17 protein-coding genes are annotated in these 14544 nt (G+C 61.0%); 9 read left to right on the plus strand and 8 right to left on the minus strand.

The window, feature by feature from the left end; genetic code table 11:
• Positions 1 to 341: 341 nt before the first annotated feature.
• The 7 genes from AYM40_RS35870 to AYM40_RS35900 form a co-directional block, all read right to left on the minus strand.
• On the minus strand, positions 342 to 725 hold the full coding sequence (locus tag AYM40_RS35870; RefSeq protein WP_063500953.1) for a hypothetical protein: 384 nt from the start codon (positions 723 to 725) through the stop codon (positions 342 to 344).
• A gap of 190 nt (positions 726 to 915) precedes the next feature.
• A complete protein-coding gene (locus AYM40_RS35875; RefSeq protein ID WP_063500954.1) occupies positions 916 to 2142 on the minus strand; it encodes a hypothetical protein in 1227 nt (408 codons plus the stop codon).
• A gap of 16 nt (positions 2143 to 2158) precedes the next feature.
• Positions 2159 to 3031, minus strand: a complete 873-nt coding sequence (locus tag AYM40_RS35880) for a hypothetical protein (RefSeq protein WP_063500955.1) — start codon at positions 3029 to 3031, stop codon at positions 2159 to 2161.
• 274 nt (positions 3032 to 3305) lie between these two features.
• On the minus strand, positions 3306 to 4466 hold the full coding sequence (locus AYM40_RS35885) for a PDDEXK nuclease domain-containing protein (protein WP_063500956.1): 1161 nt from the start codon (positions 4464 to 4466) through the stop codon (positions 3306 to 3308).
• 230 nt (positions 4467 to 4696) lie between these two features.
• Positions 4697 to 5143 (minus strand): SET domain-containing protein, encoded by a 447-nt coding sequence (locus AYM40_RS35890; protein ID WP_063500957.1) that lies wholly within the window; start codon positions 5141 to 5143, stop codon positions 4697 to 4699.
• A gap of 73 nt (positions 5144 to 5216) precedes the next feature.
• Positions 5217 to 5570, minus strand: coding sequence for a hypothetical protein (locus AYM40_RS35895; protein WP_063501108.1), 354 nt, complete (start codon positions 5568 to 5570; stop codon positions 5217 to 5219).
• Between the two features lie 48 nt (positions 5571 to 5618).
• Complete coding sequence (locus tag AYM40_RS35900) at positions 5619 to 6662, minus strand: DNA-binding protein (RefSeq protein ID WP_063500958.1); 1044 nt, start codon at positions 6660 to 6662, stop codon at positions 5619 to 5621.
• A 170-nt stretch (positions 6663 to 6832) separates the two neighbouring features.
• Between AYM40_RS35900 and AYM40_RS35905 the strand changes: the two genes are divergently transcribed.
• Positions 6833 to 8008, plus strand: coding sequence for a tyrosine-type recombinase/integrase (locus AYM40_RS35905; protein WP_046564501.1), 1176 nt, complete (start codon positions 6833 to 6835; stop codon positions 8006 to 8008).
• A gap of 365 nt (positions 8009 to 8373) precedes the next feature.
• Here the strand turns inward: AYM40_RS35905 and AYM40_RS35910 are convergent, their stop codons facing one another.
• Entirely contained in the window at positions 8374 to 8919 is a 546-nt protein-coding gene (locus tag AYM40_RS35910) for an arsinothricin resistance N-acetyltransferase ArsN1 family B (protein ID WP_052719587.1), read from the minus strand.
• A 186-nt stretch (positions 8920 to 9105) separates the two neighbouring features.
• Between AYM40_RS35910 and AYM40_RS35915 the strand changes: the two genes are divergently transcribed.
• Genes AYM40_RS35915 through arsN2 form a run of 8 tightly spaced genes read left to right on the plus strand, consistent with a single transcriptional unit; the run spans position 9106 to position 14403 of the window.
• Positions 9106 to 9438: an ArsR/SmtB family transcription factor gene (locus tag AYM40_RS35915; RefSeq protein ID WP_046564505.1), complete on the plus strand. Its 333-nt coding sequence runs from the start codon at positions 9106 to 9108 to the stop codon at positions 9436 to 9438.
• Positions 9435 to 9875: an ArsI/CadI family heavy metal resistance metalloenzyme gene (locus AYM40_RS35920; protein ID WP_046564507.1), complete on the plus strand. Its 441-nt coding sequence runs from the start codon at positions 9435 to 9437 to the stop codon at positions 9873 to 9875. Before AYM40_RS35915 ends, AYM40_RS35920 begins: the two co-directional genes overlap by 4 nt.
• A 27-nt stretch (positions 9876 to 9902) precedes the next feature.
• Positions 9903 to 10424, plus strand: a complete 522-nt coding sequence (locus tag AYM40_RS35925) for an arsenate reductase ArsC (protein ID WP_046564509.1) — start codon at positions 9903 to 9905, stop codon at positions 10422 to 10424.
• Positions 10411 to 11496, plus strand: a complete 1086-nt coding sequence (gene arsB / locus AYM40_RS35930; protein ID WP_063500959.1) for an ACR3 family arsenite efflux transporter — start codon at positions 10411 to 10413, stop codon at positions 11494 to 11496. Before AYM40_RS35925 ends, arsB begins: the two co-directional genes overlap by 14 nt.
• Entirely contained in the window at positions 11493 to 11915 is a 423-nt protein-coding gene (arsC, locus tag AYM40_RS35935) for an arsenate reductase (glutaredoxin) (RefSeq protein WP_063500960.1), read from the plus strand. Before arsB ends, arsC begins: the two co-directional genes overlap by 4 nt.
• Positions 11915 to 12679: an arsenical resistance protein ArsH gene (gene arsH / locus AYM40_RS35940; protein ID WP_063500961.1), complete on the plus strand. Its 765-nt coding sequence runs from the start codon at positions 11915 to 11917 to the stop codon at positions 12677 to 12679. Before arsC ends, arsH begins: the two co-directional genes overlap by 1 nt.
• On the plus strand, positions 12648 to 13913 hold the full coding sequence (locus AYM40_RS35945; RefSeq protein ID WP_046564520.1) for an MFS transporter: 1266 nt from the start codon (positions 12648 to 12650) through the stop codon (positions 13911 to 13913). Before arsH ends, AYM40_RS35945 begins: the two co-directional genes overlap by 32 nt.
• Entirely contained in the window at positions 13897 to 14403 is a 507-nt protein-coding gene (gene arsN2, locus AYM40_RS35950) for an arsenic resistance N-acetyltransferase ArsN2 (protein ID WP_236721147.1), read from the plus strand. The genes AYM40_RS35945 and arsN2 overlap by 17 nt, the downstream gene beginning before the upstream one ends.
• Positions 14404 to 14544: the final 141 nt, after the last annotated feature.

Here is a 14544-nt window from a genome sequence, read left to right on the forward strand (position 1 = left end):
CAACTTTTCGCTCGATCCGTCATCGCTACGTTGCGGCCCCGCCGGTGGAACCGCTCTGTTCGTTTTTCTTTCCCGCCGCGCGCTGCGCCGCCGTTCCGCACGCTTCACGACGTCCTCCAGAGATTGAACGTGTTCTGGCGTAGTACGACCAAAGCGCTTGTGATAACAATGCGCGATAAATTCCGAGAGGGGGCGCTTCCACGGTTCCTGCTGCCCGTTAGCCAGTGACCCGAATTTTCGGGGATTCAATCCCAGTTCGCGCGCCATCTGTATATGAGCATGGCTCAATCTGAAACGCTGCCTCGCTTCAAACCACGGCTGAAGTTTCGATGGTATCGGCATCAGTGTTCACCTTTGCGCCAGCTTGCGGCGGTCAACCGCTCCACCGCCGCGTAATAACGCGCCTGCGAAGTCGCAGCATCGTCGTTCTGATCCGTCTTCAGAATATCAAACAGATGCTCTGCGACGACTGAGCCGATCGCGTGAACCGCGTCGTGTCGCGCAAGCCCTTCTTTCCCGAGGCGATCCATCGCCCGGACCACGGGTTCAAGATTCAGGGCGATCTGGTTTTCGACGATCGCATGTAGCGCAGCGTGTGCCGCGACGTTGGGAAGCTTGATCCGGGCAACGCGGTGATACATTTCGACGAGAGCAATTCGCTCCTGCTCATCGAGTTCGAGCCACGATTCAGGTTCGGGTGCGCACCCGGGGTTGTACTCTTTCATGATGCTAGTCCTGTACTAATTCTGCCTGCCGTAAAACTACCGTCTACAGCTGCGTTGCGCTTCAGTCCGGTCATCGGCGGCATAAACGGGCACCCGTCCCACACGACCCGGGGCGACCCGTTGACGACAACACGCCGGGCCGCGGGCCGTTCGGGAACCGTCCATCCCGCGACCTGGATGCATCGCGACGTCATGCCGACAGATGATGCGCCAGCACCGTGGCGACGAACGAATGCCCCAGAATGGCCGCAAACTGGTCCCGCAGACGCCTGTTGAGCTGGTCTCGTTCCATGCCAGTGGCAAAGGCCGCATCCGCCAGCGCATCGTAAGCATCCAGCACATCGCTCCCCGTGATTTCGTAACCGAAGCCTGCGGCCATCCAGTGCAACGCCGCTGTGCCACAGGCCATCGCGAATGCAGGCTTGCACTGCGCGAAAGCGCGTGTGGCCCGCGTCAGGGTTCGCGGGTCGGTGGGGCCGCGCATCGCGAGCGACGCCGCCAGATCGAACATGCCGGCGTCCTTCGCAGCGGCGAACCATTTCCCCTCCGCGCCGGGACTGCTCGCGACCAGATCGTGGAGGATGCTGTCGGGACTCCTGCCCGGATATTTTTTCGCGATGGCACGGAACGTTGCGAGATGCGTGGTGGCCTGATTGGCCTCGATCGCATAGCGCCGATAGGCCTCGTCCATCATGCCCGACGACAGAAGGATCGCTTCGCATTTGCGGGCGATGGCGGCAGTGGGCGCATTCAGCCCCCTCGACGCTTCCGCGTAACGCAGTGCTTCAGCCGAACGATTTAATGCGATCAGTGCATCCACCCCGTACTGGCGATACCCCCACCAGTTCAGGCGCGCGCCATTCACGAGAGCAAGCAGTTCCTCATGGCGCCGGGCGGCATTCAGCGCGGTGAGGCAGGCGGTGGTACCCGCGAAATGCTCGCCCAGACCTTCAGCGCCCATCACGCGCGCTGTTATTGGCAACAACCGGTCCGCCCATGCGGACGCGATGGCAGGCGACGTACACAGGTCGCCCCAGCGATCGCCCAGCTGTTCGATATACGGCATCGGGTCGTCCTGGAGCGCGTCAAACAGCCGATCCAGCCAACGCATCCGGACCGGAGCAGGCACGTCCGCCCCGGCGATAACCGGCACAAGCGCATCGATTGCGCGATTCACGGCGGTGCCAATTGCCCCCGAAGAACTGTCTACGTGTTCAAGCGCCGGCGAAAGCTTTTCGAGCAGGGCGACCGCGCCGTCCGCAGCGAGAACAGGATCGGCGCGGGCGATCTGCCGGATTTCGATCAGGGCCTCCTTCAGACGCTGGATCGGCAACGCGGATTTCCAGCCGAAGGCGCCACGCCGGAACCGCGTGGCGAAAGCCCACTTGTGAGCGGTGTGAGAGGTTGTGAGTGTCATGCTCCGGGCTAGCAGCTCAGCGCGTCTTCATGTAGGCCGCGTACAGCGCCGCGTTGAGCGCCTGCAGTTCACGGCGGGTTTCCAGCAGTTCGTGATGCCGGCCCTGTCGCTCCAGGCTGAGTAACTCGAGCATCACCTTCGCCGCCCGCTCGGGCGCGTTGCGTCGCGAAGGCTCTGCCTGTTTGAGCAGCGGCGCGAGGCCGGCCTTTTCCGTGAGTACCCACGCCGGAAACCATGCGAGATCGTCAATGTCGCCGGCGCCGTCGAACGACGTATCGAAGTTGCGCCGCAACGTATTGACGCACGCGTCGCCAAGCCGGCTCAAAAGCTGGTCAAACCGGGATGGAGAAAGCCACGCAAGCTCCACCAGCAATCGCCAGGCCGCGTCCAGGCCATCGAGTCGGTAACGTGCCTCCGTCATCCAGCAAAGCGGCGCTGGAATCCGTCGCCAGGACGCGATGCGCGATACCGCATCGGACGCCTCGGCCCACCGCGCAGCAAGCAGGAAGAGCGGTGCCGCGTGCGCATCCGCGTGGTCCGCACGGAAAGGCAGCGCAGAGGCGCGCCCGGCCAGTTCTGCCCAGAGCGACGCGAGCCAGGTCGCCCCGCTCTGCCCCGGGAACGCACGCGCGACTGCGGGCTGGACTTCGTGAGATAGTGCCTGGCGAGCCTGCAGGGCGGCTTCGTGACGGTCAAACGGTACCGTCGATCGACCCTCGAGAGCATTGACGATCGACCCGAAATACACCTGGGCGACATCGTCCGGATACTCGTTCTCAAGGGCCTGTAGCGCGCGCCGCGCGCCCGCGGCATCGTACTGCTGCAATGCTGACAGGACGTCATTGCGCAGCATCACGTCGCGGCTGTCGTTGAAAATGTCGAGCTGCATCCGTCGGATTCAGAACAGTTGGCTGGTCGGATTGACGAGATTATTCCATTTGACCGTGCGTCTCAATTTCCTGTCGTGCTCATCGACTGACTCGACGATTGCGCGCCGACCGCTCGCGTCGGCGACCGCACGCACCGTGTCATGCTCTGGCTCCCATCTTGTACAGCTCGCCGAACCGCCAAGGAGATGTATTTCCGCACACAGATTGCCACAGTAACAAGCAGTCAGTCTCTGAATGGTTGTTGATGCTTAACCGGGCGTGATGCAATCCCTGTCACGACAGTTGACCGTCTGAACCGTCAGCGCCCTCTTCCGACCGATGTTGGGCCTCCCATGCACGTCGGGTTCTGGCCAGTTCTTCGGCGAGGAGTTTTTCATCCGGCAGGACCATATGGTACTCAGCCGCCAGCACTTTGTTTGGCAACCCTTCTAATGCATAACGCGCCACCGCGGCATTCGTTCGCGCACACAGGATCAGCCCAACGGGCGGGTTCTCTCCTGGCAGCGTCCAGTGCTCGCGCGCGTAATTACAGTACATGTGCATCTGACCCACGTCGGCGTGATTGAGCTCCGTGAGCTTGAGATCGACGATAACAAGGCATCGCAGACGCCGATGAAAGAACAGAAGATCTACCCGGAACCAGCTTTCACCAATCCGAAGGCGACGCTGGCGGCCCACGAACGTAAAATCACCACCCAACTCAAGAAGGAAGTCTTCGAGCCGATGGACCAATGCCTCCTCCAGTTGACTTTCTGAATATTCGTCCTTGAGATCCAGGAACTCAAGAACGTAAGGATCCTTGATGGCCTCCTCTGCGGTCACAAGGTCGCCCGGTTGCGCCTTGCCCGCCTTCTGTAGCATTGCCGGCCTGTTCTTCGACAGCATCGCACGGGTGTGAAACTGGCTGCTGATCTGCCGATCCAATTGTCGCACGCTCCAGCCGCCACGAAGCGCTTCGGCTTCGTAAAACGCTCTTTCTTCAACTGAGCGGGTTCGCCGCATGAGGTGGACGTAATGCGTCCAGGACAGCTGGAATGTGGTCGCGAGCTGGTCGAGATCGAAATTCCGAATCGCCGATTCGGAATTTGCCGGATGGCCTGAGGGCGCGGATTTCCGAATCAGTGATCCGGAAATCGCGGCTGGCGGGTAGGTCTGGTAGAACATCCTCATCAACTCCAGGTTGTCAACCCCAAACCCCCGCCCGAAGCGGGCTGTCAGGTCGACCGACAACCGCTCTAAAAGGGTCTGACCGTAGGCCGCACGCCCCTCCCCGCCCTGTCTGAATTCGACAATACGACGACCAATCTCCCAGTAGGTAGCCGTCATCAGTGCGTTGACACTTCGGGCCGCAGCACGACGACCGTGTTCCAGAAGCGCAACGATGTCGCCATGTATGCCACTGTAATCGGCACCGCTTAATGCGATATCAGTCATTTGTACTGTCAACAGGTAGCTTCAGCGTTAATGAGTTCACGGTGGACATTACCTACCATGGTGCTGCGCTGACCGCACTCAGTCCATCAATGAAAATCCATGTTGGCAACCGATCGGCTCGAAATCGCCCACTCGAGCCCTTAGCGCCACGTTGCCGATCCTTCCGATGCATATGAAGTAGGACCGGCATTGCGACCAGCGCCCGGCTGCGGTCGACGAGTCGACGCATGTTAACCGCTCGCCGGGGCCAGCATCGAACCGGTGCACCGCTTCGTCCCACAGCGGCAGGCATAGTCAGCGATCAGTTCGGGAGTCGTCTCTTCATCAATAGTGAGTCCATAGACGATAGAAAGCTCGTCGCCCGGCATCACGTCTCTGAGCGTTTCGATGAAAACCCGCCCCCGCTCGTCCTCGATCGCCTCACAGTTCGGCTGGCAGGAGTGGTTCAGCCAGCGGGCGCTGTTGCCGCCGACGCTGCCGTCGATCACGCGCCCGTCAGCCAGTCCAAAAATGAAGGTGTGGCCGGGCACTCCCGATCGCCGGTACCGGGCAGAGGCCCGTCGCCACGACGTCACCTCACCGCGATATTCGAAGATCCGCTGGCCGGCTGGAATCGCCCGTAGCGCGAAGACACCTCGCCCATGAACCGATGATTTTCTGACCGTTACGCGCCGCACGTCGAAACTCCTGATCCGTTGAAGGCTGCGAGCATAGCGAGTAGCGCGTTGCGCGGCAACCGCGACGGTCGTGTCAGAACAACCGGGTCTGCCTGGGATCGCGTGGAGGGGGTCGGGATACGTCAATCCGGCTGGTTTGCCGGCGCTTACCGTGCCTGGCTCCGACCCGCTGTAGCCGTGCCAGCATCAGGCATTCCACTGCCCCATCGTTGAAGCGCAATTCGAAGACGCCGGTTTCGCCGGACCGACACCGCGCCGTTGGGCGGAACGACAGGCGCAGCCCCCGCCGTTTCGCCCGGCCCATCATCTGCGTGCGACTCATGCCGTGCCAGCAATCCGAGATGAAACGCGACACGGTCCCGGGCAGGGACTCATGCGCGACGCCCTGCGGAAGCGTCAGTCCGGCGAGCAGGTAGATATCAGCCATGCAGCCCATTTCCCTGGTGGCGGATTACTCGGTGTTGTTACCCTGTGTTTATACCGTTTTCTTGCGACGCGTTGCTGGTTTGGCGGTCGGCACGGCGCGGGACGAACGGGTCGGACGTGGTGCCTTCCGGGCTCCGGCCGAGGCGGCCAAAGCAGCCGACGGCCGGGTTTCCCGCGCGCGCGTTTCCGCTTCCCGCAGCGTCATCATCTCTGCCTGCAGCCGCAGGCTCTCCGCCTGAACAGCATCCAGCCGCCCCTGCAGCACGCCCGCCTGATGACGCGCGTCGCCCAGTTGCGCCTGCATGGTTTCAGACGCACGCCGGTGGTCGTCGTCCTTCCGGTCCGCCCGGCGTGTGGCGTCGTCGAGCTCCTTCTGCAGCTTCGTTGCGGTATTCCGCTCGCGGTCAATCTCCAGCAGGGCGCGCTTCTCGGATGCACGAAGCCGCTCCTCCGCGCGTTCGGCCGCTTCCCGCTGCTTTGCCAGCTCGCGCGCAAAACCTTCCCTTGCCTCCACCAGCTCGCGATCGCGCGCGGCCAGCCCCGCCCGCATCCGTTCAAGCTCTGCCTCGAGCGCTTTCCGCTGTGCATGACCTTCGGCCTGGGCCTTGTCCAGTTCGCGGATCTCAACCTGCGCGGCCAGCAGCGCGGCGGTGCGCTGCTCAAGCGCGGTCTCGGTGCGACCCAGCTCATCGCGGGCGGCAACGACCGACTGCTGTGCCTCGACCTGCTGCGCCTCGAGTTCGGCGCGCAGCGCGTCGAGCGCCGCCTCCGCTGACGCGGTCGCGCGTGTCCAGAGGGTGGCCACTAGCTCGCCCGCGGCCGCACCGAGATCGGTGGGCAGGTCGGGATGGTCGATCCGTACCCGGCTCTTCTCGCGCAGTTCCGCCCAGAACTCGCCGAGCACGGCGGTCGGCGTGCCCATGCTGCCGCGCCGGACCAGCTGATAGAGCCGGTTCGCGGTTGGCGTGATGCCGTGCCGGAAAAACAGCAGCGCGCAGACCTCGCGATACAGCTCGCGGGTCTTCGGAAATGCCCCCTTCAGGCGCTCGATTTCGGCGGCCAGCGCTGCGTCGGGGGACAGGACGTCACTCATGAGGTTTTTCGCTGATGAATTTTCGTAAATATTACTACATAAACCGCCTACTTTCCAACGCCGCCCTGCTAGGATTTTGACATTAATCCTATAATGTTGAAATTCAATAGCGGGAGTGCGACAATCGCCACGCGACACCCCGAACACCGCCCGCACCGGTCCCGATGCCCATGAAAACCGCCCTGATCGCACCGCGCCCGCTCGATGTGCTCGAACTGCCCGCCGATCTCGACGGTCGCGACGGCACCAACCGCGCGCGCGGCCACTCGCAGATCGCCGCATGCGACGACCTGGCTGCAGTGCGCGCGTGGCTCGCGCGGGTCGCCGACAAGAAAACGACCTTCGAGAATTACCGCAAGGAAGCTGAACGGCTGCTGCTGTGGGCAATCGTGCAACTGGGCAAACCGCTGTCGTCACTCACGCACGAGGACCTGCAGCTATTCCGGCAATTCCTGAATGCCCCACAGCCGCACGCGCGTTGGGTCGCCGACGATGGACGCAAATATCCGCGCCACGATCCGCGGTGGCGACCGTTCTACAGAACGCTCGGGCCGAGCAGCCAGTACCAGGCGATGGTGATCATCAACGCACTGTTCGCGTGGCTGGTCGAAGCCGGCTATCTGGCGGGTAACCCGTTGTCGCTGTCGCGCCAGCGCGCGCGCCGCTCAAAGCCACGCATCACACGCTATCTCGACCGCGAGCTGTGGCAGGAAGTGAAGCTGTATATCGATAGCTTGCCGAAGGACACGCCGCGCGAACGGGAGCGCTACCTCCGTGCACGGTGGCTGTTCACGCTGTTCTATCTCGGCGGCCTGCGCATCTCCGAGGTCAGCGGCAACACGATGGGATGTTTCTTCTGCCGGCGCGATGCCGACGGTCACGAGCGCTGGTGGCTCGAAGTGCTCGGCAAGGGCGACAAGGAAGGGCTCGTGCCCGCCTCCGCGGAAATGATGGTCGAACTCGGACGCTACCGGCGCGAGCGCGGCCTGTCCGCCCTGCCCTCCCGCCATGAGGACACGCCGCTCGTGCTGCCGCTGGGAAAATCCATGAAGCCGCTAACGCGCGCCGCGCTCCACACGATCGTCAAGGGCATCTTTGCCGGTGCAGCCGAACGCCTCCGACTGCGCGGCGACGGCTTCGCTGGCCAGCCGGATCTGCTCGACCAGGCCTCCGCACACTGGCTGCGCCATACGGCAGGCTCGCACATGGCCGACGGCGGCGCCGATCTGCGGACAGTTCGCGACAACCTGCGTCACGCGTCGCTGACGAGCACCAACCCCTACCTTCACACGCCGGACGAAGAGCGACACCGTGAAACCGAGGAAAAGCACCGCATCGACTGGTAAGGTCTCGCCCGCCCCCCCCCCACCGACCTCCCGAGGCCACGCTGTTTGTTGCAGAATACCCCGTCCAGAGTCCCTCCGTTCTTGCCGATTGTCGCGTTCAACCGCTCGTGAGCGAGGGTGCGCCGATGCAGCGTATCTGGCTCCAAGGTTAGGTACGGGGTGAATTGCGCGTGTTCATTATTTTGGTTGTTCTTGCTCGTGAAAACCCAGAGATCCCCTGGCGCAGCGTCAGATACCGAAATTCTCGTCCGTAGTCAGGACAAGGGATATAAGCCGTTCCCAGATTCGTCGCATATGCTCACGAGCGCCGAACGATCGTCCAGTATCACGCCAGACAGTCTCCCACCGTTATCCAATCGAAGCATTCAGAAGTTGCCGGTTGCGCCGAAAGCTCTCGGCGCGACAGGTTCACTCGCATAAGAACGCAGCGTCTTTTGCCACCAACCGACATCTCGCCATGCACCGAGCTTGAATCCGACCTTTTCATAGACACCGATATGCTTGAATCCAACTGCTTCATGCAGCGCGATACTCGCGGCGTTGGGTAGCGCGATGCCTGCGAACGCCTGCGCGTAGCCCAGCTCCGTTAGCTCCGCCAGCAAGGCTTCGTACAGTCCGCGACCAACACCTCGCCCCCGACTGGCAGCGCGGACATAGACTGTCGTATCGACCGACCATTGGTAGGCCTGCCTCTCACGATGCGCGCCGGCATAGGCGTAACCATTCACCAGACCCGCATCATCGAGACTGACTAGCCATGGGAGCCGTCGCAATGTCGCGATCAATCGCCGCTGCATCTCGTCCGCTGTCGGTGGTTCAAGTTCGAAAGAGATGGCGGTGCCTGTGACTACTGGGGCGTAAATCGCTGAAATGGCCTCAGCATCGTCAGGCGTCGCGAGGCGTAGTCGCATGAGAGCCTCCATGTCTGATGGGTAGAAAGGAACTGATTCTGTAGCGCCAATTATCGGACGTACATTCCGTGTCCTGCCCTGCCGAACCTCCGCGCAACGGAGGCGGCACGTTGTCGCCCCGTAGCGCTCCACCCATCAATTCAATAATACTTGAAATGTTAAAATGAATGATCTATTGTTCAGGGCATGGACTCAAACCTCGTTGTACGCGCCCTTAGCGCGCTCGCCCACGAATCGCGCCTCGCGATCTTTCGTGCCCTGGTCGTGGCCGGTCCAAACGGTATGGCCGCCGGTGAAATCGCACAGCAGTTGGAGCTTTCCCCTTCAAGCCTGTCGTTTCATCTGAAGGATCTGTCACATGCAGACCTGGTGAAGCCGCGACAGCAGGGGCGTTTCATTATCTACACGGCGAATTTCGATGCCATGACGGGCCTGATCAGTTTCCTGACGGAGAACTGCTGCGCGGGAGCAACCTGCGCCGCGAGCGATCTCCCCAACTGCTGCGGAGACACACCATGAAGCGTATGCACATCCATGTCGCTGTCGAAAATCTAAGCGACAGTATTCGGTTCTATAGCGCGATGTTCGGCAACGCCGAGCCCACTGTTCTCAAGACCGATTACTGCAAATGGGAACTGACAGACCCCGCGGTGAATTTCGCGATTTCGCAGCGTGGTGCAAAACCAGGTATTGATCACGTCGGCATTCAGGTCGAAACCGATGCGGAGTTGGCAGAGATGAATGCGCGATTCGCGACGGCGCAACTGCCGGTTGCAGCGCAAACCGGCACGACGTGCTGCTATGCCAGGTCGGACAAGGCGTGGACCATTGATCCGCAGGGCGTCGCCTGGGAAACGTTTCGAACACTCGAAACCGCGCCGGTCTACGGTCACTCGCGCGACCAATCACAATCACATCCGCAATCGTCGGCTGCATGCTGCACGCCGGCTAATTGATCCTATCGTGACTTTCCGGAGCCGCCCGTGAGCGACAAACCTTACTCGATTCTCATTCTCTGCACGGGCAACAGCGCGCGCAGCATCATGGCCGAAGCGCTTTTCAACGTACTTGGGAAGGGCAAATTTCAGGCGTATAGCGCCGGCAGTCATCCATCCGAGACGGTGAATCCGTTCGCCATTGAACGCTGTGAAGCGCTGGGTTACGACACAGCGGAACTGCGCAGCAAGAGCTGGGACGAGTTCGCGACGCCTGCCGCTCCACACATGGATTTCGTCATCACGGTCTGCGACCAGGCTGCGGGTGAAGTCTGTCCAATCTGGCCTGGCCACCCGATGACGGCACATTGGGGTTTCGAGGACCCGGCGGCTTTCGCGGGTAGCGACGACGAGAAACGCAAGGTATTCAGCAAGGTCTATCGGCAGATCATGAACCGGGTGAGCCAGTTCGTGAATCTGCCTCTGCATGTGCTGGACCGAAATGCGATTCAGCGCGAAATGCGCGCGATCGGTGACAAGCCCCCAGAGGAATCAAATGAGCAGCACTGATACAGCGATCGGCACGGCACGGCCGGCAATCGGATTTTTCGAGCGTTATCTGACGGTCTGGGTCGCCCTCTGCATCGTAGGCGGCATCCTGGTCGGGCAACTCCTGCCCCAGCTCTTCCAGGCGATCGGCCGGATGGAAGTGGCGCACGTCAATCTTCCTGTCGGTGTGCTGATCTGGGTGATGATCATTCCGATGCTGATCAAGATCGATTTCGGCGCGATGACCCAGGTCAGGAACCAGTGGCGCGGCATCGGCGTTACGCTGTTCGTGAACTGGCTCGTCAAGCCCTTCTCCATGGCGTTGCTGGGCTGGATCTTCATCCGTCATGTGTTTGCGTCGTGGCTTCCCGCCGACCAGCTCGACAGCTATATTGCCGGCCTGATCCTGCTGGCCGCGGCCCCCTGTACGGCCATGGTGTTCGTGTGGTCACAACTCTGCAAAGGCGATCCGTATTTCACGCTCTCTCAGGTGGCGCTGAATGACTCCATCATGATCGTGGCATTCGCGCCCCTTGTAGCGCTCCTGCTCGGGCTGTCCGCGATTACGGTGCCGTGGGATACGTTGATCATTTCGGTTGGGTTATACATCGTCATTCCCGTCATCCTTGCCCAATTGCTGCGCCGACACCTGCTGGCCAGAGGAGAAGCGCATTTCCGGCAGGCGGTCGTACATCTCGGCCCGTACTCGATCAGCGCGCTGCTCGCGACACTCGTCCTGCTGTTTGCCTTTCAGGGACAGGCAATCGTCAAGGAGCCGCTCGTTATCGCCATGCTCGCGGTGCCGATCCTGATACAGGTGTTCTTCAATTCCGGCCTCGCTTACCTGTTGAATCGCAGGCTCGGCGTTGCGCACTGTGTAGCTGGGCCGTCGAGTTTGATCGGTGCCAGCAATTTCTTTGAACTGGCGGTTGCGACGGCAATCAGTCTGTTCGGGTTCCATTCTGGTGCAGCGCTGGCCACAGTGGTTGGCGTGCTGATTGAAGTGCCGGTGATGCTGTTCGTCGTCGGCATCGTCAACCGCTCCCAGCACTGGTACGAAACGAAACACAGCATAGAGGGGCGGCAATTATGAGCGTCACGATTTATCACAACCCCGACTGCGGTACGTCGCGCAATACGCTGGCAATGATCCGCAATGCCGGAATCGAGCCGGAAATTGTCGAGTATCTGAGGACTCCGCCTGATCGGGAGACATTGAAGGAACTGATTGCTCGAGCTGGCCTGACGGTACGCGCCTCGCTGCGTGAAAAGGGCACGCCTTACGCCGAGCTTGGTCTGGGCGATACGTCCCTGACTGATGCGCAGTTGCTTGATGCCATGATGGAGCATCCGATCCTGATTAACCGCCCGCTGGTCGTGACACCGCTTGGCGTCCGCCTGTGCCGGCCGTCCGAACTCGTACTCGACATCCTGCCTGCCGGGCAGAAGGGCTCATTCAAGAAAGAGGATGGGGAGCAGGTTGTCGATAGCGAAGGGAGGAGACTTCTCTAATGACGCAGGACACGCCTAACGTCAGCGCCCCGCATCTCGACTCGCCTGACCTGAAGAAGCTCGAACCGCGTGCAGTTTCGCAGCACGCGCCGCGAATCCTGTTGCTCTACGGTTCGTTGCGTCCTACGTCGTACAGCCGACTTCTCACGCTCGAAGCCGAACGCATCCTGCGCCATTTCGGCGCGGAAACGCGTGTCTTCGATCCGCACGGCCTGCCGCTTGTTGACAGCGTGCCGGCCGACCATCCGAAGGTGGTCGAACTACGGAAACTCTCGGAGTGGTCGGAAGGGCATGTCTGGTGCAGCCCGGAACGTCACGGAACCTTGACGGCAGTATTCAAGAACCAGATCGACTGGCTACCACTGGAAAGCGGCGGCGTTCGCCCCACGCAAGGCCGCACGCTCGCGGTAATGCAGGTGTGCGGTGGATCGCAATCGTTCAACGCGGTGAACGCGCTGCGCATTCTCGGCCGGTGGATGCGTATGGTGACCATCCCGAATCAGTCTTCGGTGGCGAAGGCCTGGCAGGAGTTCGACGCAAACGGTCGGATGAAACCCTCGGCATATTACGATCGCGTCGTGGACGTGATGGAAGAACTGTACAAGTTCACGCTGCTGGTACGTGACCGCTCGGACTACCTGACAGATCGTTACAGTGAACGGAAAGAAGCGCACCCGGAGCTTGCAACGACACTGGCGGCCGCCGCCATGAACCAGGAAGCGGTGACCGCCAATGCAGACACCGACGACAGCGAAACGGAGTGACGGGCGCAACAATGGTCGCGACACTATCGCAACGTGGGCGCTCGCAGTTGCGCAACTCGTTTCCTGGGGATCGATCTATTACGCGTTTTCACTCTTTGTCGTGCCCATGGAAGGAGCGATGGGATGGAGCCGGACGGCGACGAACGCAGCGCTCTCAGTCGGTCTGTTGATTTCAGGTTTGGCGGCGTATCCGGTCGGAAAGTGGATCGACCACGGCCACGGCCGGCGTGTCATGGTCTGCGGGACCCTGTTGGCCGTAGCGATGCTGACGTTGTGGTCGCAGGCACATAGCCTCGTGACACTGTTCGTCGTCTGGATCGGCCTCGGTGTCGCAATGGCCGCGACGCTTTACGATCCGGTTTTCGCGGTAATCACACGAGACTTTCCAGGCAGCTTTCGCACAAAGATTACATTGGTCACGTTGGTGGCCGGCTTCGCCAGTACCGTCTTTATCCCCCTGACACAGGTTCTGATCGACTTGCTCCAGTGGCGAGACGCGCTGCTCGCGCTTGCCGGATTCAATCTGGCAATCTGTCTACCCATACATGTTTTCGCAATCGGTCGTGATGCGCCCCGCGAAGACGATCGGGACTACAAGGCCGCGCTGAAGGCGACCAACGCAGCGGCAACCGGGCGCGCTTTACGGACGCCGACATTCTGGGCGCTTGCGGTCTGTTTCACGGCCTACTATGCGACATTTGCGGCGCTGACCTTCCACCTGGTCCCGCTTATGGCGGAGCGGCGAGTGTCGCCAGCACTGATCCTGATGACAATGGCTGTGATCGGTCCGGCTCAGGTGCTTGCGCGCGTGCTGTGGTTCACGATCGGCCGCAATGTTCGTCCGTCGATTGTCGGCATCGTTATTACAACAGCGTTTCCCGCGTCGGTTGTTGTTCTCATGTGCGCAGGCACGTCGCCTGCGTTGCTGATCCTGTTTGCGGTCGTCTACGGTGGCGCAAACGGCATGATGACGATCCTGCGCGGGACGATTGTGCAGGACGTGATGTGGACGGAAGGCTATGGAGCCGTGAGCGGACTGCTATCGATGCCCTCGAACATTGCCAAGGGGATCGCACCGATTTCAGCCGCGGCGATCTGGACGGTCGGCAGCAATTATGTGCCTGTCGAATGGACCGTTCTGTTGGTGTCGCTGATTTCGGCTGCCGCGTTCATTCTCGCCATACGCTTCGCCTCCGGCAAAAATTTTGGCGAACATCATGCCAGTTTCGAGTGAGCATACTGCCATGCAGATAAGAAACGCCAACGAAGCCGACCTCGGTACGATCCGAAACCTGTTGAACGCGAACGATCTACCTGTTGAAGATGTCTCGACGACGCTCATCAAAGGATTCCTCGTTGCCGAAGACGCAAGCGGAACTGTTGTCGGTAGCGGCGGCCTTGAACAGATTGGTTCGAGTGTGCTTTTACGATCGCTAGCCCTCGCGCCAGAATGGCGCGGGACAGGCGTCGCAAGGAAGCTGGTCGAACTGCTTGAAGACAACGCACGCTCACTCGGTCAGCAGGATGTCTGGCTGCTAACAACGACTGCTGAACGCTTTTTTGAGCGAGCCGGCTATGAGCGGGTAAACCGTGATGAGGTCTCCAGCGACGTGCGGTTGTGCACGCAGTTCGCGGTCCTGTGTCCGTCAACCGCCCTTTGCATGCGAAAGAGGCTCCTACCGAGATCCTCACCAACTGTGGTCGAACCGCCGGTATCGAGCTGATTTCCGCCACGCGACATCTGTTCATCAACGGCCCCTTTTTACATCTGCGCCAATCCCGGTCCAACGACAAACTTCCGTAGTCGACCTGTTGCGGCCGCCCGGGGGGCTATGCCCGCTGACCGCTGCTGTCATTGAAACGAA

Origin of the sequence: Paraburkholderia phytofirmans OLGA172, from assembly GCF_001634365.1 — a bacterium.
GTDB lineage: Bacteria > Pseudomonadota > Gammaproteobacteria > Burkholderiales > Burkholderiaceae > Paraburkholderia.

What these genes read in the sequence shown, in the direction of transcription:
- AYM40_RS35875 (WP_063500954.1), bottom strand. Translation starts at nt 2,142, where the DNA reads ATGACACTCACAACCTCTCACACCGCTCACAAGTGGGCTTTCGCCACG.
- AYM40_RS35905 (WP_046564501.1), top strand. Translation starts at nt 6,833, where the DNA reads ATGAAAACCGCCCTGATCGCACCGCGCCCGCTCGATGTGCTCGAACTG.
- AYM40_RS35870 (WP_063500953.1), bottom strand. Translation starts at nt 725, where the DNA reads ATGAAAGAGTACAACCCCGGGTGCGCACCCGAACCTGAATCGTGGCTC.
- AYM40_RS35945 (WP_046564520.1), top strand. Translation starts at nt 12,648, where the DNA reads ATGCAGACACCGACGACAGCGAAACGGAGTGACGGGCGCAACAATGGT.
- arsN2 (WP_236721147.1), top strand. Translation starts at nt 13,897, where the DNA reads ATGCCAGTTTCGAGTGAGCATACTGCCATGCAGATAAGAAACGCCAAC.
- AYM40_RS35920 (WP_046564507.1), top strand. Translation starts at nt 9,435, where the DNA reads ATGAAGCGTATGCACATCCATGTCGCTGTCGAAAATCTAAGCGACAGT.
- arsC (WP_063500960.1), top strand. Translation starts at nt 11,493, where the DNA reads ATGAGCGTCACGATTTATCACAACCCCGACTGCGGTACGTCGCGCAAT.
- arsB (WP_063500959.1), top strand. Translation starts at nt 10,411, where the DNA reads ATGAGCAGCACTGATACAGCGATCGGCACGGCACGGCCGGCAATCGGA.
- AYM40_RS35900 (WP_063500958.1), bottom strand. Translation starts at nt 6,662, where the DNA reads ATGAGTGACGTCCTGTCCCCCGACGCAGCGCTGGCCGCCGAAATCGAG.
- AYM40_RS35880 (WP_063500955.1), bottom strand. Translation starts at nt 3,031, where the DNA reads ATGCAGCTCGACATTTTCAACGACAGCCGCGACGTGATGCTGCGCAAT.
- arsH (WP_063500961.1), top strand. Translation starts at nt 11,915, where the DNA reads ATGACGCAGGACACGCCTAACGTCAGCGCCCCGCATCTCGACTCGCCT.
- AYM40_RS35895 (WP_063501108.1), bottom strand. Translation starts at nt 5,570, where the DNA reads ATGGCTGATATCTACCTGCTCGCCGGACTGACGCTTCCGCAGGGCGTC.
- AYM40_RS35910 (WP_052719587.1), bottom strand. Translation starts at nt 8,919, where the DNA reads ATGCGACTACGCCTCGCGACGCCTGACGATGCTGAGGCCATTTCAGCG.
- AYM40_RS35915 (WP_046564505.1), top strand. Translation starts at nt 9,106, where the DNA reads ATGGACTCAAACCTCGTTGTACGCGCCCTTAGCGCGCTCGCCCACGAA.
- AYM40_RS35885 (WP_063500956.1), bottom strand. Translation starts at nt 4,466, where the DNA reads ATGACTGATATCGCATTAAGCGGTGCCGATTACAGTGGCATACATGGC.